This is a genomic window from Holzapfeliella sp. JNUCC 72 (assembly GCF_053668685.1).
This window is the reverse complement of sequence record NZ_CM132220.1, coordinates 731,716-751,992: the sequence shown is the minus strand read 5'-3', so window position 1 is coordinate 751,992 and position 20,277 is coordinate 731,716. Positions and strand designations below refer to the sequence as shown.

The following is a 20,277-nucleotide window of genomic DNA, read 5'->3' as shown; positions in this document are numbered from 1 at the left end:
AAACTCCTAACTAAAAAAATTATGATAAATATAGTCTATTGCTAAATCAGCATCGGCTTGTCTAGTCCCAAGCATTACAGAAATTCTTGAGGCACCTTGATTAATCATATGAATGCCAATATTATTTTGAGCCAGTGGCGAAATGACACGATCTAAGACACCAATATTATCTTTCATACCTTCACCAACAACCATGATAATGGCGTAATCATTAATCCATTGCATTTCGTCTGGTTGAAGAGTGTTTTTAATCTCTTGACAAAGTTGTTTGATTTTAAGGTCTGTAAGTTGGCTTTTATCAAAGATAATTGTCAAATCATCGATACCTGAAGGCATATGCTCATAAGAAACATTATAGCGATATAAAATCTCTAGCAATTTTAATGTGAAGCCAACCTCTTTATTAAGTAGATAACGGTGGAGATATAAAGCAGCAAAACGATCAGAGCTGGCCACACCTGTTATTAAATGTTCTGGCTCAAAATCATTTTCAGGTACGATAAGTGTGCCCGGTAAATCAGGATGGTTAGTGTTTTTAACGTTAATAGTAATTTCAGCTTCAATTGCTGGAATAATGGCTTCATCATGGAATACTGAAAATCCAGCGTAAGAGAGTTCACGTAATTCACGATAAGTCATTTTATTAATGGCATATGGATTTTTGACAGTATTAGGGTTTGCTGCATAAATTGCATCAACATCTGTGAAATTTTCATAGCAGCTGGCATTGAAGCCTTTTGACAAGATAGCACCTGTAATATCTGAGCCACCACGTGAAAAAGTGGCGATTTTATTGTCTTTAGTGATGCCAAAGAATCCAGGTACAATTAAAAGCTCATCACCAACATCAATTGATTTAATGTTGTCGTAAGTTTCATCTAAAACTTGTGCGTTATTAGCTGAATCACTAACATAAAATCCAAATTTTTCCGGATCTAGAAATCGAGCTTTAAGCCCTAGATGGTTTAAAATCAATGTCATTAGCTTTGCGTTTAATCGTTCACCATGAGCTTTAAAACAAGCCATTAGATAGGCGTTGTTTTCGAATTTTTCATACTTTAATTTTTCGATTTTATCTTTAATGCTTTGCAATTCTTCTTCTTCTAAATCAAAGTGGTTTGCGATTTCAACATATCGGTTGAATAGCTGTTCGGTGATTGATTCAGTAGGCTTGTTTTCGATTGTAAGTGTAGCGTATTTGATTAATAAATCTGTAACTTTCGTATCAGAAGCACTTCTTTTTCCTGGGGCTGAAGTCACAACAACTTTGCGACTTGAATCTTGTTTTAAAATATTAATAACTTTCTCAAACTGTTGTCCTGAAGCTAGCGAGCTTCCGCCAAATTTAACTACTTTCATAAAAATTCCCCTTTAGCTTTCTTTTCAAATGATAAGTAAATTAAATTTAACATGCCTGTTTTAAATTTCAACACCCAAATCCGACTAATACATGTCGTTTTAAAGGTCAATATATGGAAATAAATAAAAATAAAAAAATTTTTAAAAAATAATTAACCTAATGGTTTGACTTTTGATTGGTTTTATTATAATATTTTAATCACATCGAAGAGGTTGCAGCTAACATTATTAGAAATAACTAGTCTTCTGTTAAGACAATTATGTTATTTTGAAAGGGGAAGTTGCCGAAGCTAGTACTTAAGCAGATAAGTATCGGCTGGGACATGATTGAACAAGTCATGGACTGTCGCAGTAATTGCGGAGAGCTATCGACAAACGAACAATCATGATGAATGTGAAACTTTCAAAGGGTTCTTTTGTTATTTTAGATAGCAGAAGAACCCTTTTTATATAGTCTTGGAGGAATTTTCGTTATGGAACATAATTTTAATTTAGTCACAAATGCGAATCATCATTTAGAAATAGGCGGAATCGATACTGTTGATTTGGTTCAAAAATATCAGACGCCATTAGTTGTTTATGATATTTCAAAAATCAAACAACAAATTGCAGGATTCAAATCTGTTTTTGAGCAAAACGATGTTGAATATGAAATTAGTTATGCTAGCAAGGCATTTTCATGTTTAGCCTTATATGAATTGATGCAAAAAGAAAATCTACATCTGGATGTAGTATCTGGTGGCGAATTATTCACCGCGCAACAAGCTGGATTTGATTTATCAAAAATTAGTTTTCATGGCAATAATAAATCATTTGATGAAATCAAAATGGCTGTCGATGCGGGTGTAGGTGTTATCGTCCTTGATAACTTTCATGAGATTGAATTGCTATCGTCTTACTTGATTGATACCCAGCAACAAGCTGATGTGATGTTGAGAATCACACCCGGAATATCAGCACATACACATGACTATATTCAAACTGGTCAAGAAGACAGTAAATTTGGCTTTGATTTAAATTCTGGTCAAGCTGAAGAAGCTTTGACAACGGTTTTAAACAATCCTAACTTGACTATGAAAGGATTCCATTCACATATTGGATCACAAATATTTGAAGTTAATGGGTTTGAAATGGCAGCTGAAAAGCTGATTGATTTAGCCAATGATTGGTATCAAAAATATAGTTATCAACCAGATGTGATTAACGTTGGTGGTGGTTTTGGAATTGCTTACACAAATGATGATAAACCGCTAGCACCTGAGGTATTTGTTGATGCAATCATCAAAAAAATCAAAGAAAAAACAGCAGATTTTGGTTTAAAAATGCCAGCGATTTGGATAGAACCTGGAAGATCGATTGTAGGACCTGCAGGTTATAACTTATATACAATCGGTTCTCGTAAAGAAATCCCAGGAAAATCTGCTTATGTGAGTGTTGATGGTGGTATGGGAGATAATGTTCGACCAGCACTTTACCAAGCAGAATATGAAGCTGCAATTGCTAATAAAATGGATCAAGAACCAGTAGAAAATGTCCGTGTGGCAGGTAAATATTGCGAATCAGGAGACATTTTGATTCAAAAAGCAGCTTTTCCAAAAACACAACCGGGCGATATTGTTGCAATGCTTAATACGGGTGCTTATGGTTACTCAATGGCGTCAAATTATAATCGTAATTTAAAACCCGCAGTTGTTTTTGTTGAAAACGGAAAAGATGACTTAGCAATTAAAAGACAAAGTTACCAAGACTTAATCAAATTAGAAAACAGTTTATATTAATTATCAAAAAGGAGACTATATAATGGAAAGAAAAAGCGCACAAGAAATTATTAACTTTATTGGAAATGCCGAAAAACAAACACCTGTTAAGGTTTATATCAAGGGACAATTAAGTGAGATTAATTTTCCAAATACAATTAAAGCTTTTGTAGAATCAAAAACAGGGACACTATTTGGTAACTGGGCTGATGTTGAACAAGTCTTAGCTGATAATCAATCTTTAATTACAGAATACGAAATTGAAAACCATATGAGAAATTCAGCGGTTCCACTATTAGATATGAAGAAAGTTAATGCGCGTATTGAACCAGGTGCTATCATTCGTGACCAGGTTTACATTGGAGATAACGCTGTTATTATGATGGGCGCTTTAATCAACATTGGTGCTGAAATTGGAGAAGGTACAATGATTGATATGGGAGTAATCCTAGGTGGGCGTGCAACTGTTGGTAAGAATGCTCACATTGGTGCCGGAACAGTTTTAGCGGGTGTCATTGAGCCAGCATCAGCAACACCGGTTGTGATTGAAGATGATGTTGTGATTGGGGCTAATGCCGTTGTGATTGAAGGCGTTCGTGTTGGTAAAGGTGCTGTTGTTGCTGCAGGTGCAATCGTAACTAGAGATGTTGAACCGTACACTGTTGTTGGGGGCGTACCCGCAAGAGTCTTGAAAAAAATTGATGATCAAACTAAATCAAAAACAGGACTTGAAGAAGCATTAAGAAAAATGTAAAAAAACTTGAGGGGGAAAGTTAAATGTTACCACAGACGCAAAGAGTCGCTATTAGAAGAGAATTTCATCAGTATCCAGAACTTGCTTTACAAGAAGTAGAAACCAAGCAAAGAATCAAAAAAATTATTGCTGGCTTTAAACAAGACTTTTTGAGTTTTAAGCATTTAAAAGAATTGCCAACAGCCTTGCTTGTTCATGTTAAAGGAACTCGTCCTAAACGAACAATTGGTTACCGAGCAGATATGGATGCACTTCCTGTTACTGAAAAGACAGGACTTGAATTTACTTCTAAGAACGAAAATAAAATGCATGCCTGTGGTCATGATATTCATTTAACTGTCGCTCTAAGTATTTTAAGTTATTATGCTGACAATCAACCTGAAGACAACTTAGTATTCTTTTTTCAACCAGCCGAAGAAAGTGAAAATGGTGGAAAGATAGCTTATGAACTAGGTGCTTTTGAAGGGAAATGGCGTCCAGATGAGTTTTATGGATTACATGATAATCCAGATTTAGAAGCAGGCGCAATCGGATGTTGTCAGGGAACATTATTTGCTGGAACGACCGAAGTTGATATTGAACTCAAAGGAAAAGGCGGTCATGCAGCCTTTCCTCATACAGCTAATGACATGGTAGTGGCTAGTGCTTACTTAATCACACAACTACAGACAATTGTTTCAAGGAATATTAATCCACTAGAAAGTGGTGTGCTAACACTTGGAAGGATTGAATCTGGAACGATTCGAAATGTTATTGCTGACAAAGCTTTAATTCAGGGAACCGTTCGTGGATTAACTCAAACGATGATAGAGTCAATCAATGATCGAATTAGAACGATTTGTGAGTTTACAGCTAAAAGCTTTGACGCTGATGTTGAAGTTTCACTCAATCAAGGTGGTTACTTACCCGTTGAAAATGATGATGAATTAACGGCACAGTTCATTGAATTTATGACGCAAAGTGAAGACGTGAATTTTGTTGAAACAACACCCGCTATGACGGGTGAAGATTTTGGTTATTTGCTTTCAAAAATTCCAGGGACAATGTTTTGGCTAGGAGTAGATGATTCACATCCTCTGCATTCAGAATATTTTTCGCCAAATGAAGAAGCTTTAAAAACAGCACCAGAAAATATCATCAGTTTTCTAAATTGGAGAATGTCTAGATAATAATATAATAGGAAGAAGGATTTAACATGTTAACTAATGCGGCTATTTTAACAGCGATTATTACCCCATTTGATCAAAATGACCAAATTGATTTTGATGCACTAGAAACGTTAACTGAACATTTACTTGAAAATGGATCAGAAGGATTTGTTATAGGTGGAACAACAGGTGAGACAGCCACTTTAACACACGATGAAAAAATTGAGCTTTATCAAAAATTTGTCAAGATGGTTAAGGGTCGTGTTCCAGTTGTGGCAGGAACAGGAAGTAATAATACACAACAAACGATTGAGTTTACTCAAGAAGTTCAACAAATTGATGGAATTGATGCAGCATTAGTCGTTGTTCCTTATTACACAAAACCTAGTCAAAGGGGTATTCGCGCACACTTTGAAATGGTAGCTAATCAAACAGCACTTCCTATTATTATCTATAACATTCCTGGAAGAACCGGTGTTTACTTAGAAAATGAATCAGTTATTGAACTTGCGCAACATCAAAATATTATTGGTGTTAAACAATGTGGACCATTGGAAGATTTGGCAGAATTAGTTGAAACACTACCTGAATTTTTAGTTTATACGGGTGAAGACAATCAAGCGCTAGCTGCTAAAGTTTTAGGAGCTCAAGGTGTTATTTCGGTTACATCTCACATTTACGGTAGTGATATGTCAGCGATGTACCATGCGTTAGAAGCGGGAGATGTTAAATTGGCCGGAACAATTCAACGCCGCTTATTGCCAAAGATGCAAGCTTGCTTTATGTATCCTTCACCAACACCTGTAAAAGCAATCTTGAATCAACAAGGATTCAAGGTGGGTGGTTGTCGCTTACCAATGGTACCGTTAGATGAAACAGAAAAAGAAAATTTAGCGTTGAAATTAGGTTTATCAAGAGATGCCTTAACAAAAGAATTATCAAAGGAGATGTCAGTAATTGATTAAAGTATTTGTTGCAGGATTTACTGGAGAAATGGGTAAAAACACCATTAATATGGTTTTAGAAACTGAAGGCTTTGAGCTAGCCGGCGTATTTGCGCCAAGTGCTGCTCATCAGTCACCTGCTGATTATCACTTGCCTGATAGTACGCAAGTCTATAGTCAATTAGAAGAAATTAACTGTGAGGCTGATGTGTGGGTTGATTTTACATTGCCAGATGTGGTTAACGATAATATTCAATTTGCTATCAAGAAAGGGATGCGACCTGTTGTTGGAACAACAGGATTAACAGCTGAACAAATTGATAATTTAAATGACTTAGCTCAAAAGAATGGATTAGGTGGTTTGATTGCACCTAACTTTGGGATGTCGGCTGTATTATTAATGAAGTTTGCCAAAGAAGCTGCTGCCTACTTTCCAGATGTAGAAATTATTGAAATGCATCATCCTAACAAAAAAGATGCACCGTCAGGTACTGCTATTAAGACAGCCGAAATGATTAGTCAAGAGCGACAAGCTCATGTTCAAGGCGCTGAAAATGAAAAAGAAACGCTACCAGGGTCACGTGGTGGTGATTATGAAGGAATGAAAATTCATTCTGTTAGATTGCCAGGCTACGTTGCACACGAACAAGTTCTATTCGGTGCACCGGGTGAAGCGCTAACTATTCGTCAAGATTCATTTGACCGTCAATCATTTATGACAGGTGTTAGACTAGCTATTAAAGAGGTCATGAACTTGACTGAAATTACTGTTGGTTTAGAAAATATTCTATAAGAAAAAGGGGGGTAGCCTTATGCCTAAATTAAGTTCAAGTTTAGCTGCTAACTTAAATCATCATCTAGAAGGAATTGCTGCACCTGCAATAGGACAGTTCAACAATGAAATCTCTAAAATACCAGGATTAATTAAATTAACAATTGGGGAACCCGATTTTAATGTTCCTGATACGGTAAAGAAAGCAGCTATTTCAAGTATTGAAGAAAACCATTCTCATTATTCTGCAACGCCTGGAATTTTGCCATTACGACAAGCAATCGCCAGTTATCTAAAAAAATATAACTTACAATATGATGCTGAATCAGAAGTTGTAGTTACGGTCGGCGCAACTGAAGCTATATTTGCTGCTTTAACGACAATGTTAAATGCGGGTGAAAAAATTGTTATCCCAACTCCGACATTCCCACTTTATTTTCCAGTAACGGAATTAGCTCAAGCTGAGTGTGTCATGGTTAATACGGCAAATGAAGGATTCAAATTAACGCCAGCTGTATTAGAAGAATATGCTAAAAATGATTCAAGTATTAAAGCTGTTCTGTTGAATTATCCTGGCAATCCAACTGGCGTAACCTATAGTCGAGAAGAACTTGCTGAATTAGCAGATGTGATTAGAAAGTATGATCTATTTGTTATATCTGACGAAATTTATAATGAGTTAACTTACACAAGTAAACACGTTTCAATTGCAGAATTGTTACCAGAAAGAACAATTTTGATTAATGGTGTTTCAAAGTCACACGCTATGACAGGTTATCGAATTGGTTATGTGGCAGGACCACAAGAATTTATGTCATTATTGACTAAACTACATGGACTGATGGTTACGTCAGCTTCTAATCCAGCACAATACGCAGCATTAGAAGCACTAGAAAACGCGCAAGATGAACCACCTAAAATGAGACAAGCTTATCAAGATAGACGAGACTTTTTGTATCAGTCTTTAGTTGACTTAGGGTTTGAAGTAACCAATCCAGAAGGTGCTTTTTATTTATTCGTTAAAGTACCAAAGGCTTATCAAAATGATGACAAACAGTTTGGATTAGATTTAGCATATGAAGCAAAAGTAGGAACCATGCCAGGTTATGTCTTTGGAGACGGTGGTGAAGGTTACTTACGTATTTCATATGCAGCATCTATGTTAGACTTACAGCAAGCCGTTAAAAATATAGCTGAATTTTTACAATCAAAGGGGATTAATTAACAATGAGTGAACAAGGATACCATGTTGCGATTTTAGGAGCGACAGGAGCCGTTGGAACAAGAATTATTGAGCAATTAGAAAAAAGCGAGATTAAGGTGTCATCACTAAAACCGCTTGCTTCAAAACGATCAGCAGGGAAAACCGTGACATTCAAAGGACAACCTGTTGAAATTCAAGAAGCAAAACCAGAATCATTTGAAGGTGTTGATATTGTTTTAGCATCTGCAGGTGGTGCAGTATCGAAAGAATTGCTACCTGAAGCCGTTAAGCGTGGTGCAGTCTGTGTCGATAACACAAGTGCTTTTAGAATGGATGAAGATGTACCGTTGGTTGTACCAGAAGTTAATGCAGACCAACTCAAAAATCACCATGGTATTATTGCAAATCCTAACTGTTCAACAATTCAAATGATGGTAGCTTTAGAGCCAATTAGAAGAAAATTTGGTTTAAAACAAATTATTACTTCTACATATCAAGCCGCTTCAGGTTCTGGTCAAGCTGCTATTGATGAATTAATCGAGCAAGTTAAAGCTTATGTTAAGGGTGAAGAAATGTCAGCTGATATTATGCCAGTTAAATCAGATCAAAAACACTTCCCATTAGCTTTCAATTTGTTACCACAGATCGATGTCTTTGAAGAAGACGGCTACTCACACGAAGAGTGGAAAATGATTCATGAAACTAAAAAAATCATGAAAAATGATATGAATGATGCTGAATTAAAAGTAACGGCAACTTGTGTACGTGTACCAGTAGTTATTGGACATGGTGAATCTGTTTACTTTGAAATGGATAATAAAGATGTGACCGCAGACGAAATCAAAGAACTACTAAGCCACAGTCCGGGTGTAGTTGTTGAAGACAATCCGGCAGAACAGTTATATCCACAGCCATTAACCGCTGAGGGTAAACGTGAAACGTTTGTTGGACGCATTAGACCGGATAAAGAAAATCCAGGTGCGTTTAATATGTGGATTGTGTCTGATAATTTACTAAAAGGTGCAGCATGGAATACAGTCCAAATTGCAGAAGAATTAGTAAAAAGACAATTAGTAAAATAAAAAACACCGACAATATTGTCGGTGTTTTTTGTTTGATTGGGATAGAAGGGTTCGAACCTTCAGATTATGGATTCAGAGTCCAGTGCCTTACCAATTTGGCTATATCCCAGTAATCACCCGTATGGGAATTGAACCCATGATTCCACTTTGAGAAAGTGGCGTCTTAACCATTTGACCAACGGGCAATATTGCTTTCAACAGTGCTTATTGTATTCCTATGGTTTCATAAAATCAAGTGAATGGTTCTATTTTTTGTAAAAGACGTTTAATATTTTAAATAATGATTGCATTTTACATATAGGATGTTTAGGCTGGATATATAAGATAGCGACGTGAAAGAGCGGTGAAAATAAATGACGCATTTGACTTTTTACTTAATTAGACATGGTCAAACGCAATTAAATGCTGAAAGAAAATTACAAGGTGTGATGGATTCATCCTTAACTGATAAAGGGAAAAAGCAAGCAGCTAAAGCTGGTGAACTTATTGCTGATGTCCCTTTTTTGAAGGCTTATAGCAGTGATAGTGGCCGGGTAAAGCAAACAGGTGAGATTATTAGAAGATATAACCACCAAAAGTTTGACTTTACTTATCGTTCAGGACTACGTGAGTTTTATTTTGGAAATTTAGAGGGTTCTTCGGCCGTCAAGGCTTATTGGACAGTAATTAAGCAGCATGGTTTGCGTCAAACCTACCGAATGCATCAAGATCCTGATTTTTTGGTTGCCTTGTTGAACAACTTATATAATCTCGACCAAACGAAACAGGCTGAAAACTTTGAATTACTTAAACAGCGTGTAGTAGAACAAATGAAGAAAATTATTGCTGAAATGACAGACCATGAAGGTAATGTTTTAATTGTGGCACACGCACTAGTATTAAGTATGCTAATCTATTTGGTTGACCCCAATGCCTTACCTAAAGGATTCTTAAAGAATGGATCCGTTTCAGTTTTAGATTATCGAGACGGTGATTGGACAGTTAAAGTCGTCAATGCGTCAGACGTAAAAGACTTAAAGGTAGACTAATGGAGAAGTTTTATAATACGCAGGTACAACTTGAAAAATTGTATCATGATAAGATTGTGCCCGGTCTTAATTTTGCGATTATAGATCAAAAACAAGTAACTGCTGGAACTTTAGGATATGCACAATGGATTCCTAAAAAGAAGCAGTTAACACCTTTGATGCAATATGATATTGCATCATTAACAAAGGTAATTGGCACAACGACTATCTTTTTGAAGTTGTATCAAGAGGGCCGATTGAATTTTACAGAGCCAATAGGGGACTACTTGATATCTTTCAAAGGGACGCCGGTTAGAATTTCTCATTTATTGACACATACTTCGGGAATAAAAGGCTATATTCCTAATCGAGATCAGCTGTCAAAACAAGCATTAATAGAAGCAATTTTGAATTTACCTGTGACAGAAGACTTTAATCAAAAAGTTGTTTATTCAGATACTAATTTTATTTTGCTGGGCTTAATCATTGAGGAAATTTATCAAAAACCAATTCAAGAAGTGATTACAGCAGAAGTGTTAAAACCATTGCAGTTAAATTACACGAGTTTTAATCCAGTTAAAGAAAAGACGGTTCCAACAAACTACATCCCAGGAACAGGTCTACTTCAAGGTATTGTTCACGATCCAAAAGCTAGGATTTTGCAAGAACAATGTGGGTCTAGTGGTTTATTTTCGCCGTTGTATGATTTAACAAAATTTGTAAAGTATTTAACTGGAGTGACACCTAATCAATTACTGGATAATCAGACAATTAACTTGTTGTTTGGTCGTAAGACTCCCAGTAGATTGAAGCCAAGAAGCTATGGTTGGGACTTGTTACATGATCCAAAATCAAATTATCCACTACTGTACCATACAGGTTTTACAGGAACTTTTATGATAATAGATCGTCGGAAACAAACAGGATTAGTTGTCTTAACTAATCGTGTACACCCAACTTCTAATAATCAAGCTTTTCTTGCAGCAAGAGAGTTAATTATCGAGACTTTTTTAGATGAGAATAAATAAAAAGCAGGACTTTTAATTAAGTCCTGCTTTTATAATGCCTTTATCAGCTAAATACTTACGGAATTCTAAAACTCCTGTGTAAGTAGATAAGATGTATATTTTTTTAGTAGGGGCTTTTTCTAAAGCCTCAATAAGATTAGCTATCTCAGGAACTACGACTGTTTTTTCAAGTGGTAGATTAGCAATTTGTAATCTAAAGGCCATGTCCTGATGACGATGTCCGCTGACAATCACTTGTTGGATGTTTTGGTTAGCAAATTTCTCATAATCGCCGTCCCAAATCCAACTGGTATCAATTCCATCGGCATAATTAGCATTTAAGATAGTGACCAGTGTGAACGGATCTTGTTCACGTTGAATTAATTCAATAATTTCATTTAAACCAACAGGATTCTTTACTAGAATTAAATTGGCCACTTTATCATTGAAGTGAATCATTTCTTGTCGACCAAAAACACGCTTATTCAAGTCAAATGCTTTTTTGATATCTGACTCCCCAATACCAAATTCTCTGGCTGTTGCAAAAGCAGCGAGTGCATTATAGATGTTATATTGACCACCAATATTAAGGTGGAAAGGCGTTTGTTCGATTTTGAAATCAGAACTTTGAGTTGTTAAGTCATTAATTTGTGTGACCTTATAAGTTAGTTCTGGTTTTTTGAAGTCACAGTTGGGACAGAAGTAGTCACCTAAATTAGCATAAGTCATTGAATGGTACAGTAGGATATGCTGACATTTTGGACACAACACACCATCTGTATTAACTGGTGCTTTAAAAGGTGTTTGTTGTTTATCAGAATTCACGCCATAATAAACAAATTTGTTAGGTAGTGGCTTGGAATTAAAGATACTAGCATCACCGTTAGCAATAACTGTCGCATTTGGAGCTAAGCGAATACCTTCAAGTATTTTTTCATAAGTTGTATAAATTTCGCCATAACGATCCATTTGATCTCGGAAAATATTGGTCAATACAAATGCTTTTGGGTTAGTCCAACGTGTAACTTCAGCAACGTTAGCTTCATCTACTTCCAAGATAGCAATCGGTTTTTGGTTTGATTTTTTTGATTTATAGGATAAGAATGAACTTGTAATCCCTTGAATCATATTGGACCCAGATTGGTTAGTTAAGACGTTATCAAATTGTTGTTCGAATGTTTTAACAATCAAAGCTGTGGTCATAGTTTTACCATTTGTACCCGTAACAATGATTGTTTGATAATTTTTAGCTAAACTTTTAAGAACGGTCGGATCGAGTTTGTAGGCAATCTTTCCTGGAAGGGAAGTCCCACCATTTCTAAAGTTGTTTAAGAACCAGTAACTTAACTTACCGCTAGTTACTGCAAATTGTGATCTCAGGCTCATAATCAGTCTCCCTTTTTGCGCGTACGTTAAGTTTAAATATACCATAATCTCAATGAAGGTGGATATGACATTACAATTTTTTATGATTTTTTGCTGAAATTCCGTTATACTGTTAAATTGTGAAAAAGTACAAAGTAGGGTGATAATGTGGCACAGTTATTTTTTAAATATGGGTCAATGAACAGTGGTAAAACAATTGAAATACTAAAGGTTGCTCACAATTATGAGGAACAAAATAAATCAGTAATTTTGCTAACAAGTGCGATGGACGATCGTGCTGGCGTTGGTGTGATTTCATCACGTATTGGCATTAGCCGTCCCGCTATTGCAATTGATGAAAACATGAATATCTATGAAAAAGTCAAGAGTACCAATCCAGATGCGGCTTGCGTATTAATTGATGAAGCACAGTTTTTGGGTAAAAATCATATTTTACAGTGTGCTAAAATAGTAGATAAGTTAGGCATACCCGTCATGGCTTTTGGACTAAAAAATGATTTTAGAAACGAGTTATTTACGGGAAGCTATTATTTATTACTATATGCTGATAAAATTGAAGAAATGAAAACAATTTGTTGGTTCTGTCGCAAAAAAGCAACAATGGTTGTGCGAGTAGAAGATGGCAAACCGGTTTATGAAGGTCAACAAATTAAAATAGGGGGCAACGAATCTTACTATCCAGTATGTCGTGTTCACTATCAAAATATGCCGATTTAAGAAAGGAATTATTATGGATAAAATAATCGAACAAATTATGGTTTTTGTAAGCCGTTATGAAGAATTACAAGAAATGATGTCTGATCCAGAAGTAATTAACGATACTAAACGTTACATGGAAATCACCAAAGAAGAAGCAAGTCTTCGTGAAATTGTTTCTAAATTCAAACGTTATCAAGAGGTTACAGAAGCGATTGCTGATAATGAAGAATTAATTAGAGATGATAGTGATGCTGAAATCACAGAACTAGCTAAGGCTGAACTAAGTGAACTTTCAGACGAAAAGAAAGAACTTGAAGAAAATCTAACCATTTTGATGCTACCTAAAGACCCTAATGATGACAAAAACATTATTATGGAAATTAGAGGGGCAGCAGGTGGAGATGAAGCTTCCCTATTTGCAAAAGATCTTTTCCATATGTACCAAAAGTATGCTGAAAGTCAAAAATGGTCAATTGAATTAATTGATGAAGTTGAAACAGAAGTGGGTGGCTACAAGCAAGTTGCCTTTATGATTAATGGTGAGAATGTTTTCTCAAAATTAAAATATGAAAATGGTGCTCACCGTGTACAACGTGTCCCTTCAACTGAATCTCAGGGGCGTGTTCACACTTCAACTTCAACAGTTGCTGTTATGCCAGAATATGATGAAGTTGAAATTGATGTTGATCCAAAAGACATTCGTACCGATGTTTACCGTGCGAGTGGTGCTGGTGGACAACATATTAACAAAACCTCATCTGCTGTTCGTTTGACTCACTTGCCTACAGGAATTGTTGTGGCTATGCAAGATCAACGTTCACAACAACAAAACAGAGAAAAAGCAATGAAGATTTTGAAAGCACGTATTTATGACTTCTATGAAAGCCAAAACCAAGAAGCTTATGATGCTGAAAGAAAATCTGCTGTGGGGACAGGTGATCGTTCAGAACGTATCAGAACTTATAACTTCCCTCAAAACCGTGTGACTGATCACCGTATTGGATTATCTTTAAACAAACTTGATCGTGTAATGAATGGCGATTTAGGTGAAATTGTTGATGCCTTGATCGTTTATGATCAAACAGAAAAATTGGAGCAGTTACAAAATGACTAATCCGACAATAAAAGAAGCAATTGACTGGGCAACTCCTCAAGTAATAGAAGCTGGGAGTTATCCAGAAGACATTGCTTTTTTATTAGGTGAACGTTTGGATTATTCGCCTACGCAACTAAAATTAAACCAAGAAACAGTTTTATCAACCGCTCAATATCAACAATTTAAAGCAGATATTAATCAGCTTGTTCAAGGACAATCACCACAATATATTTTAGGGTACAGTTATTTTTATGGCCGAAAGCTAACTGTGACTTCTGATGTGTTAATTCCGCGATATGAAACAGAAGAACTCGTGGCTTTTGTGACTTCGGATTATAAAGCACAATCAACGGGAAAACTGTTAGATATTGGGACAGGATCTGGTGCAATCAGTTTGGTTTTAAGGCAAGAACTACCAACTTCTTGGGAAATCAAGGCTAGTGATATTTCAAAAGAAGCGCTAGCAATTGCTAAAGCTAATTTTGAGCATTATGATTGTGAGATTAAAACGATTCAAAGTGACTTATTTGAAGCAATTGAAGGTCGATTTGATGTCATTGTGTCAAATCCCCCTTACATTAAAACAACTGAAAAAGCTGTTATGGATGAGACTGTTTTAAACAATGAGCCCGAAATTGCGTTATTTGCTGGAGTTGATGGACTAGATTTTTATCGTGAGTTTGCTAAGCAAGTTGATAATCACCTAAACAAAAACGGGGCTTTTTACTTAGAGTTTGGGTATGAGCAAAAAGAAGCGCTACAAGCCTTGTTGAGTCATTATTTACCTAATTATGACATCACATTTAAAAATGATTTAGCGGGTCATCCACGAATGGTGAGAGGAGTTAAACAGTAGTATGGAAACTAAAATTTTGACAAAAGAACAGATTAATCAAGCAGTTGAGCTATTAGCTGAAGGCCAATTAGTGGCTTTTCCAACAGAAACGGTTTATGGGTTGGGAGCTGATGCGACAAACGACGAAGCCGTTCAAAATGTTTATCGTGCAAAAGGGCGCCCAAGTGATAATCCACTAATCGTTCATGTTAATTCAACGGACATGGTGAAATCCTATGCTAATGAATTATCACAAGAAGCGCTTCAGTTGATGAAGACTTTTTGGCCAGGACCATTGACTATTATCTTGCCAATTAAGCCTAATAGCCTGCCCCAACATGTAACAGGCGGACTTCAAACAGTCGCTTTTAGAATGCCTGATAGTAAGCTAACGCTTGATTTAATTACACAGTTTAATCGACCAATTGTTGGACCATCTGCTAACACGTCTACCAAGCCTAGTCCGACAACAGCTAAACATGTTTATCACGATTTAAATGGCAAAATTTCTGCAATTTTAGATGGCGGACAAACTCAGATTGGACTCGAATCAACTGTAATCGATTTATCAGTTGAACATCCGGTTATTTTACGTCCAGGTAAGATTAGCCAAAAAGAATTACAAGAAGTGCTCAATCAGCCAGTTTTAATGAATCATTTGAAACCGAGTGATAATGCTATTCCCAAGGCACCAGGGATGAAATATCGTCATTATGCACCAAGTGCATCTGTTTATGTTGTTGATAATGCTGATGATTTTTTAAATATCGTTAAAACGAAAGATTTAAATCACACAGCTTTTGTAGCTGAAAAAAATATTATAAAAAAATTAAAACCTCAAAACCCGCGCTTTCACTATGTTTTAGGGCAGGGTGTTGCTGAAGCAGCCAATAAACTGTTTGACGCTTTAAGATTTTTCGATGATAATCAAGATATCAATGAAATTTTTGTTCAAGGATTTTCTGGTGATGACTTAGAACAAGCGTATATGAACCGTTTGAATAAGGCAGCCAGTGGGCAACATTACCAAGCTTGATTTTATTGAAAATAGAATTTGAGGAGATGTAGGAATGACCGATTATAAACAACAAGATCCATTGTTATGGGATGCAGTCGCAAAAGAAGAGGAACGTCAAAGACAGAATATTGAGTTAATTGCCTCTGAAAACATTGTTTCCCAAGGTGTTATGCACGCGCAGGGGAGTGCCCTAACTAATAAATATGCTGAAGGCTATCCTGGTAAACGTTACTACGGTGGTACACAGTATGTCGATATCGTTGAGAACTTAGCGATTGACCGTGCGAAAGAATTATTTGGAGCTGAATATGCTAATGTTCAGCCTCATTCCGGTTCCAGTGCTAACATGGCTGCATATTATGCGCTACTTAACCACGGAGATCGTGTACTTGCAATGGACTTGTCTGCTGGCGGACACTTAACACATGGTTCACCAGTGAACTTTAGCGGTCGTACTTACCACTTTTACAGCTATGGTTTAGACCCTGAAACAGAAGTGTTAGATTACGATAAAATTCGCGAAGCTGCACTTGAAGTTAAACCTAAGTTAATTGTTGCGGGTGCTTCAGCTTACAGTCGTTCAATTGATTTTAAAAAATTCAAAGAAATTGCCGATGAAGTTGATGCTAAATTAATGGTTGATATGGCACATATCGCCGGATTAGTTGCAAGTGGCCTTCATCAAAATCCAGTTCCTTATGCTGATGTTGTGACAACAACTACACATAAAACATTGAGAGGACCTCGTGGTGGCTTGATTTTAGCTAAAGAAGCGTATGCTAAAGCAATTAATTCAGCAGTTTTCCCTGGAAATCAAGGTGGACCGTTGGAACATGTTATTGCTGGTAAAGCAGTTGCACTTCATGAAGCGATGCAACCAGCCTTTAAAGAATACTCAAAACAAGTAATCAAAAATGCGAAAGCAATGGCTCAAGTCTTCAAAGAGAGTGACCAAGTTAGAATTGTGTCAGGAACAACTGATAATCATCTTCTACTATTAGATATTTTGAAAACAGGTCATAATGGACGAGAAATTCAAGATCTACTTGATACTGTTTTAATTACATTGAACAAGAATCAAATTATGAATGACCAAAATGGTCCATTCAAAACAAGTGGGATTCGTTTAGGAACACCCGCAGTTACAACAAGAGGGTTCAAAGAAAAAGAAGTTAAAGAAGTAGCACACTTAATTTTGAAGGCAATTGAAAACTTCGATAATGAAGAAAAGCTAGCTGAAGTTAAAGAGCAAGTGCTTGCTTTAACGAGTCAATTTCCTTTGGACTTTTAAGTAAAATAAGTATTAAAAGGAGTCTTTTTTAAGATGAGTAAATTTACAGTTTTAGATCATCCGTTAATTCAACACAAATTAACAATGATTCGTGATAAAAACACAGGGACCAAAGATTTTAGATCAATTGCTAATGAAATAGCAGAATTGATGGTTTACGAAATTACGCGCGACTTACCTATGGAAAGTATCGAAATCGAAACACCAATGGGTAAATCAATGCAAAAAGTATTAGCTGGTAAAAAACTAGCTGTTATTCCAATTTTAAGAGCTGGTCTTGGAATGGTTGATGGTGTTTTAGAATTAATCCCAGCAGCCAAGATTGGACATATTGGGATGTACCGTGATGAAAAGACGTTGCAACCTCACGAATACTTTGTCAAACTGCCTGCAGACATTGACAAACGTGAGTTATTTGTTGTGGATCCAATGCTTGCAACAGGTGGTTCTGCTAATATGGCAATTGACGCCCTTAAAAAGCGTGGCGCAACAAATATTCGTTTAGTTGTTTTAGTAGCTTCTCCTCAAGGTGTTGAGGCTATTCAAAAAGAACATCCTGATGTTGATATTTACGCAGCATCGTTAGATACTGAATTGACTGATAGCGGTTATATTTTCCCAGGACTAGGGGATGCCGGAGACCGTCTGTTCGGGACAAAATAGAGACTTACTCAAAGAGGTAGGTCTCTTTATTTTAAATATTTTCCTAAATTAATAGACAAATTAGGAAATATTTTAAAAAAGTGTCTTTTTTGTTTTGTCTTTTCGAACATGTGGTGGTATCATTTGATTGTCTTTTTAAAGATTTATATAAGATTTTATTTTTAGAGGGGAGGTCACGAAGTGGGCGAAAAACCGGTTGTTGTTCAGTTCATGGGACTAAATTTTAATCTCACGAACATTATTTCAGGGTTGATTGTCTGTATCATGGTCTTTTTATTTGTATATCTTTTGGCTCGAAAAGCACAGCTTAGACCAACAAGAAAGCAAAACGTGCTTGAAAGAATCATTGAGTTTACAAATAGTATTGTGAAACAATCAATACCCGGTGAAGAAGGAAAGAAATTCTATTTATTCTCATTTGTTCTATTTCTTTTCATCTTCTTCTCAAACCAATTGGGATTATTTTTAGAACCTAAATTTGGAGAATATGTTTTAATTAAATCGCCAACATCGAGTCCGTTAATTACGATGACTCTAGCAACATTTGTATTGCTAATGGCCTTTTATTATGGTATTGAAAAACAAGGTTTTGGTGGCTATTTGAAGAATTACACAAAACCGGTTTCATTTCTTTTACCATTAAATATATTTGAAGAGTTTAGTAACTTTTTAACACTTGCTCTACGTTTATACGGTAATATTTATGCAGGTGAAATTGTCCTAGGATTAATTGGACAGCTTGCCCAAAGTAACGGAGCATTAACATACGTTGTCGCAATGCCCTTGACGCTACTATGGCAAGGATTTTCTGTTTTTATAGGTGCAATTCAGGCCTATGTTTTTGTGACATTGTCAATGGTTTACATATCACATAAAATCGAAAAAGAATAATATATATCAGTATATATAAAATATATGGAGGATTTATCTATGCAATTATTAGCTGCTGCTTTAGCTGCCGGACTAGCTGCCCTTGGTGGTGGTATCGGTAACGGTCTACTTATTTCAAAAACAATCGAAGGAATGGCTCGCCAACCAGAAAACTCAGGTTCATTAAGAAGTACAATGTTCGTTGGGGTTGCGCTAGTTGAATCAGTTCCTATCTTGTCAATCGTTATCTCACTTCTAATCCTATTCGTATTTAAAGGTTAGTATAAGTATTAGTGAGTCAAAACCTGACAAAGAAAGGAGCAGATAAATGAGTCTACATCCATTAACCGGATTGAAACTTTCATCACTTGAGCTAGGTGACGTTATTTTATACTTTGTTATGTTTGTTGTTTTAATGCTCCTCATCAAACATTTTGCTTGGGAACCAATTAACAATATGTTAGAAAAGCGTCGTTCTCAAATCTCAAACGATTTGGACAATGCTGCGGCTTCTAAACAAAAAGCGCAAAGCCTTGCGCAAGAGCGTGAAGATGCTTTGAAAAACTCACGAAGTGAAGCACTTGAAATTGTTTCAAATGCTAAAGCTCATGGGAAAGCAACACAGCAACAAATGCTTGATGAAGCAAACAATGAAGCAAAAGTTATTAAAACTAACGCTTTACAAGAAGCTAAGAAGTCAAAAACTGACGCTTTAAATAGTGCTCAAGCTGATATTGCAGATATTGCAGTGGCAATTTCTTCAAAACTTATTCAAAAGAATTTGACAGCCGACGATCAAAAAGATTTGATTAACAATTATATTAAGGGGCTGGATGACTAATGAAATTGGATAATAAAACAATCGGTCAAAGATATGCCAAAGCTTTTTATGAGTTATCTCTTGAAAGAAAGACATTAGACACAGATTTTGAAGAACTGTCCGTAGTAATGCAATTAGTTAAAGAGAATCCAGAACTTGGTTCAGTTTTAACTGATCCAAGATTAACTGATTCCGAAAAACATGAACTGCTTACAACATTTTCACAACCATTTAGTCAAAACATCCAAGACTTTTTAAGTCTAATTCAAGATTACAAACGATTTGATAAAATTGAGTTTATTATTGATGCTTTTAACGAGTACTACAATGCGTACTACCAAAAAGCAACTGGAAAAGTAACCAGCGTGGTAGCTTTAGATGATGAACAAAAAGCAAACTTATCAAAAGCTTATGCTAAGAAATTTGGCTTAAAATCTTTTGAGTTTGAAAATGAAATCGATCCATCACTTATTGGTGGTGTAATCGTTGAAGCTCAAGGACAAGTTATTGACGGTTCAGTTCAAACAAAACTAAAAAGAGTTAAACAATCGTTACAAAAATAAAG

The 20,277-nt window shown here is 36.0% G+C and carries 21 protein-coding genes, 2 tRNA genes and 1 riboswitch; of the genes, 19 read left to right on the top strand and 4 right to left on the bottom strand.

Annotated features, from left to right (window positions below; genetic code table 11):
- Positions 1 to 6 precede the first annotated feature (6 nt).
- The gene (locus JNUCC72_RS03675; protein ID WP_454143004.1) at positions 7 to 1,359 is read right to left on the bottom strand and encodes an aspartate kinase; all 1,353 of its coding nucleotides are present in this window, start codon (positions 1,357 to 1,359) and stop codon (positions 7 to 9) included.
- A 200-nt stretch (positions 1,360 to 1,559) separates the two neighbouring features.
- A riboswitch (Lysine riboswitch) is annotated at positions 1,560 to 1,735 on the top strand.
- Positions 1,736 to 1,832: 97 nt separating this feature from the next.
- Here JNUCC72_RS03675 and lysA point away from each other — a divergent pair.
- The 7 genes from lysA to JNUCC72_RS03640 are packed head-to-tail and all read left to right on the top strand — an operon-like array spanning position 1,833 to position 9,020.
- Complete coding sequence (lysA, locus tag JNUCC72_RS03670; RefSeq protein WP_454143002.1) at positions 1,833 to 3,137, top strand: diaminopimelate decarboxylase; 1,305 nt, start codon at positions 1,833 to 1,835, stop codon at positions 3,135 to 3,137.
- A 22-nt stretch (positions 3,138 to 3,159) separates the two neighbouring features.
- On the top strand, positions 3,160 to 3,870 hold the full coding sequence (gene dapD, locus JNUCC72_RS03665) for a 2,3,4,5-tetrahydropyridine-2,6-dicarboxylate N-acetyltransferase (RefSeq protein WP_454143000.1): 711 nt from the start codon (positions 3,160 to 3,162) through the stop codon (positions 3,868 to 3,870).
- 23 nt (positions 3,871 to 3,893) lie between these two features.
- Positions 3,894 to 5,039 carry an N-acetyldiaminopimelate deacetylase gene (locus JNUCC72_RS03660; protein ID WP_454142998.1) on the top strand — a complete coding sequence of 382 codons (1,146 nt, stop codon included), beginning with the start codon at positions 3,894 to 3,896 and terminating at the stop codon, positions 5,037 to 5,039.
- 26 nt (positions 5,040 to 5,065) lie between these two features.
- Positions 5,066 to 5,983, top strand: coding sequence for a 4-hydroxy-tetrahydrodipicolinate synthase (gene dapA, locus JNUCC72_RS03655; RefSeq protein WP_454142996.1), 918 nt, complete (start codon positions 5,066 to 5,068; stop codon positions 5,981 to 5,983).
- Complete coding sequence (gene dapB, locus JNUCC72_RS03650) at positions 5,976 to 6,755, top strand: 4-hydroxy-tetrahydrodipicolinate reductase (protein ID WP_454142994.1); 780 nt, start codon at positions 5,976 to 5,978, stop codon at positions 6,753 to 6,755. Before dapA ends, dapB begins: the two co-directional genes overlap by 8 nt.
- 19 nt (positions 6,756 to 6,774) lie before the next feature.
- A complete protein-coding gene (locus JNUCC72_RS03645; RefSeq protein WP_454142992.1) occupies positions 6,775 to 7,959 on the top strand; it encodes an aminotransferase class I/II-fold pyridoxal phosphate-dependent enzyme in 1,185 nt (394 codons plus the stop codon).
- Positions 7,960 to 7,961: 2 nt separating this feature from the next.
- Positions 7,962 to 9,020, top strand: coding sequence for an aspartate-semialdehyde dehydrogenase (locus tag JNUCC72_RS03640; RefSeq protein ID WP_454142990.1), 1,059 nt, complete (start codon positions 7,962 to 7,964; stop codon positions 9,018 to 9,020).
- Between the two features lie 36 nt (positions 9,021 to 9,056).
- Here the strand turns inward: JNUCC72_RS03640 and JNUCC72_RS03635 are convergent.
- Together JNUCC72_RS03635 and JNUCC72_RS03630 are read right to left on the bottom strand one after the other, a co-directional pair.
- Positions 9,057 to 9,129: transfer RNA gene (locus JNUCC72_RS03635), tRNA-Gln, on the bottom strand.
- Between the two features lie 4 nt (positions 9,130 to 9,133).
- Positions 9,134 to 9,205: transfer RNA gene (locus JNUCC72_RS03630), tRNA-Glu, on the bottom strand.
- 168 nt (positions 9,206 to 9,373) lie between these two features.
- Here JNUCC72_RS03630 and JNUCC72_RS03625 point away from each other — a divergent pair.
- Together JNUCC72_RS03625 and JNUCC72_RS03620 are read left to right on the top strand one after the other, a co-directional pair.
- Positions 9,374 to 10,048, top strand: coding sequence for a histidine phosphatase family protein (locus JNUCC72_RS03625; protein WP_454142988.1), 675 nt, complete (start codon positions 9,374 to 9,376; stop codon positions 10,046 to 10,048).
- Positions 10,048 to 11,055 carry a serine hydrolase domain-containing protein gene (locus JNUCC72_RS03620; RefSeq protein WP_454142986.1) on the top strand — a complete coding sequence of 336 codons (1,008 nt, stop codon included), beginning with the start codon at positions 10,048 to 10,050 and terminating at the stop codon, positions 11,053 to 11,055. The genes JNUCC72_RS03625 and JNUCC72_RS03620 overlap by 1 nt, the downstream gene beginning before the upstream one ends.
- A 12-nt stretch (positions 11,056 to 11,067) precedes the next feature.
- Here JNUCC72_RS03620 and JNUCC72_RS03615 read toward each other — a convergent pair whose 3' ends face one another.
- The gene (locus JNUCC72_RS03615; RefSeq protein ID WP_454142984.1) at positions 11,068 to 12,420 is read right to left on the bottom strand and encodes a MurT ligase domain-containing protein; all 1,353 of its coding nucleotides are present in this window, start codon (positions 12,418 to 12,420) and stop codon (positions 11,068 to 11,070) included.
- A gap of 147 nt (positions 12,421 to 12,567) precedes the next feature.
- Here JNUCC72_RS03615 and JNUCC72_RS03610 point away from each other — a divergent pair, with 147 nt between their 5' ends.
- The 10 genes from JNUCC72_RS03610 (at position 12,568) to atpH (ending at position 20,275) form a co-directional block, all read left to right on the top strand.
- Positions 12,568 to 13,137: a thymidine kinase gene (locus JNUCC72_RS03610; RefSeq protein WP_454142982.1), complete on the top strand. Its 570-nt coding sequence runs from the start codon at positions 12,568 to 12,570 to the stop codon at positions 13,135 to 13,137.
- 13 nt (positions 13,138 to 13,150) lie between these two features.
- Positions 13,151 to 14,233 (top strand): peptide chain release factor 1, encoded by a 1,083-nt coding sequence (prfA, locus tag JNUCC72_RS03605; RefSeq protein ID WP_454142980.1) that lies wholly within the window; start codon positions 13,151 to 13,153, stop codon positions 14,231 to 14,233.
- A complete protein-coding gene (gene prmC / locus JNUCC72_RS03600; RefSeq protein ID WP_454142978.1) occupies positions 14,226 to 15,071 on the top strand; it encodes a peptide chain release factor N(5)-glutamine methyltransferase in 846 nt (281 codons plus the stop codon). The genes prfA and prmC overlap by 8 nt, the downstream gene beginning before the upstream one ends.
- Position 15,072: 1 nt before the next feature.
- Positions 15,073 to 16,086: an L-threonylcarbamoyladenylate synthase gene (locus JNUCC72_RS03595; protein WP_454142976.1), complete on the top strand. Its 1,014-nt coding sequence runs from the start codon at positions 15,073 to 15,075 to the stop codon at positions 16,084 to 16,086.
- 34 nt (positions 16,087 to 16,120) lie between these two features.
- The gene (glyA, locus tag JNUCC72_RS03590; RefSeq protein ID WP_454142974.1) at positions 16,121 to 17,359 is read left to right on the top strand and encodes a serine hydroxymethyltransferase; all 1,239 of its coding nucleotides are present in this window, start codon (positions 16,121 to 16,123) and stop codon (positions 17,357 to 17,359) included.
- A gap of 33 nt (positions 17,360 to 17,392) precedes the next feature.
- Positions 17,393 to 18,022, top strand: a complete 630-nt coding sequence (gene upp / locus JNUCC72_RS03585) for a uracil phosphoribosyltransferase (protein WP_454142972.1) — start codon at positions 17,393 to 17,395, stop codon at positions 18,020 to 18,022.
- 180 nt (positions 18,023 to 18,202) lie between these two features.
- Positions 18,203 to 18,913 carry a F0F1 ATP synthase subunit A gene (gene atpB / locus JNUCC72_RS03580; protein WP_454142970.1) on the top strand — a complete coding sequence of 237 codons (711 nt, stop codon included), beginning with the start codon at positions 18,203 to 18,205 and terminating at the stop codon, positions 18,911 to 18,913.
- A 39-nt stretch (positions 18,914 to 18,952) separates the two neighbouring features.
- Entirely contained in the window at positions 18,953 to 19,174 is a 222-nt protein-coding gene (gene atpE, locus JNUCC72_RS03575) for a F0F1 ATP synthase subunit C (RefSeq protein ID WP_056974883.1), read from the top strand.
- A 46-nt stretch (positions 19,175 to 19,220) separates the two neighbouring features.
- Positions 19,221 to 19,733: a F0F1 ATP synthase subunit B gene (gene atpF, locus JNUCC72_RS03570; RefSeq protein ID WP_454142968.1), complete on the top strand. Its 513-nt coding sequence runs from the start codon at positions 19,221 to 19,223 to the stop codon at positions 19,731 to 19,733.
- A complete protein-coding gene (atpH, locus tag JNUCC72_RS03565) occupies positions 19,733 to 20,275 on the top strand; it encodes an ATP synthase F1 subunit delta (RefSeq protein WP_454142966.1) in 543 nt (180 codons plus the stop codon). Before atpF ends, atpH begins: the two co-directional genes overlap by 1 nt.
- The last annotated feature ends 2 nt before the right edge of the window (positions 20,276 to 20,277 follow it).

Coding starts and splice junctions, on each gene's coding strand:
- JNUCC72_RS03675 (WP_454143004.1), bottom strand. CDS start 1,359: ATGAAAGTAGTTAAATTTGGCGGAAGCTCGCTAGCTTCAGGACAACAG.
- lysA (WP_454143002.1), top strand. CDS start 1,833: ATGGAACATAATTTTAATTTAGTCACAAATGCGAATCATCATTTAGAA.
- dapD (WP_454143000.1), top strand. CDS start 3,160: ATGGAAAGAAAAAGCGCACAAGAAATTATTAACTTTATTGGAAATGCC.
- JNUCC72_RS03660 (WP_454142998.1), top strand. CDS start 3,894: ATGTTACCACAGACGCAAAGAGTCGCTATTAGAAGAGAATTTCATCAG.
- dapA (WP_454142996.1), top strand. CDS start 5,066: ATGTTAACTAATGCGGCTATTTTAACAGCGATTATTACCCCATTTGAT.
- JNUCC72_RS03645 (WP_454142992.1), top strand. CDS start 6,775: ATGCCTAAATTAAGTTCAAGTTTAGCTGCTAACTTAAATCATCATCTA.
- JNUCC72_RS03640 (WP_454142990.1), top strand. CDS start 7,962: ATGAGTGAACAAGGATACCATGTTGCGATTTTAGGAGCGACAGGAGCC.
- JNUCC72_RS03625 (WP_454142988.1), top strand. CDS start 9,374: ATGACGCATTTGACTTTTTACTTAATTAGACATGGTCAAACGCAATTA.
- JNUCC72_RS03620 (WP_454142986.1), top strand. CDS start 10,048: ATGGAGAAGTTTTATAATACGCAGGTACAACTTGAAAAATTGTATCAT.
- JNUCC72_RS03615 (WP_454142984.1), bottom strand. CDS start 12,420: ATGAGCCTGAGATCACAATTTGCAGTAACTAGCGGTAAGTTAAGTTAC.
- prfA (WP_454142980.1), top strand. CDS start 13,151: ATGGATAAAATAATCGAACAAATTATGGTTTTTGTAAGCCGTTATGAA.
- prmC (WP_454142978.1), top strand. CDS start 14,226: ATGACTAATCCGACAATAAAAGAAGCAATTGACTGGGCAACTCCTCAA.
- JNUCC72_RS03595 (WP_454142976.1), top strand. CDS start 15,073: ATGGAAACTAAAATTTTGACAAAAGAACAGATTAATCAAGCAGTTGAG.
- glyA (WP_454142974.1), top strand. CDS start 16,121: ATGACCGATTATAAACAACAAGATCCATTGTTATGGGATGCAGTCGCA.
- upp (WP_454142972.1), top strand. CDS start 17,393: ATGAGTAAATTTACAGTTTTAGATCATCCGTTAATTCAACACAAATTA.
- atpE (WP_056974883.1), top strand. CDS start 18,953: ATGCAATTATTAGCTGCTGCTTTAGCTGCCGGACTAGCTGCCCTTGGT.
- atpF (WP_454142968.1), top strand. CDS start 19,221: ATGAGTCTACATCCATTAACCGGATTGAAACTTTCATCACTTGAGCTA.
- atpH (WP_454142966.1), top strand. CDS start 19,733: ATGAAATTGGATAATAAAACAATCGGTCAAAGATATGCCAAAGCTTTT.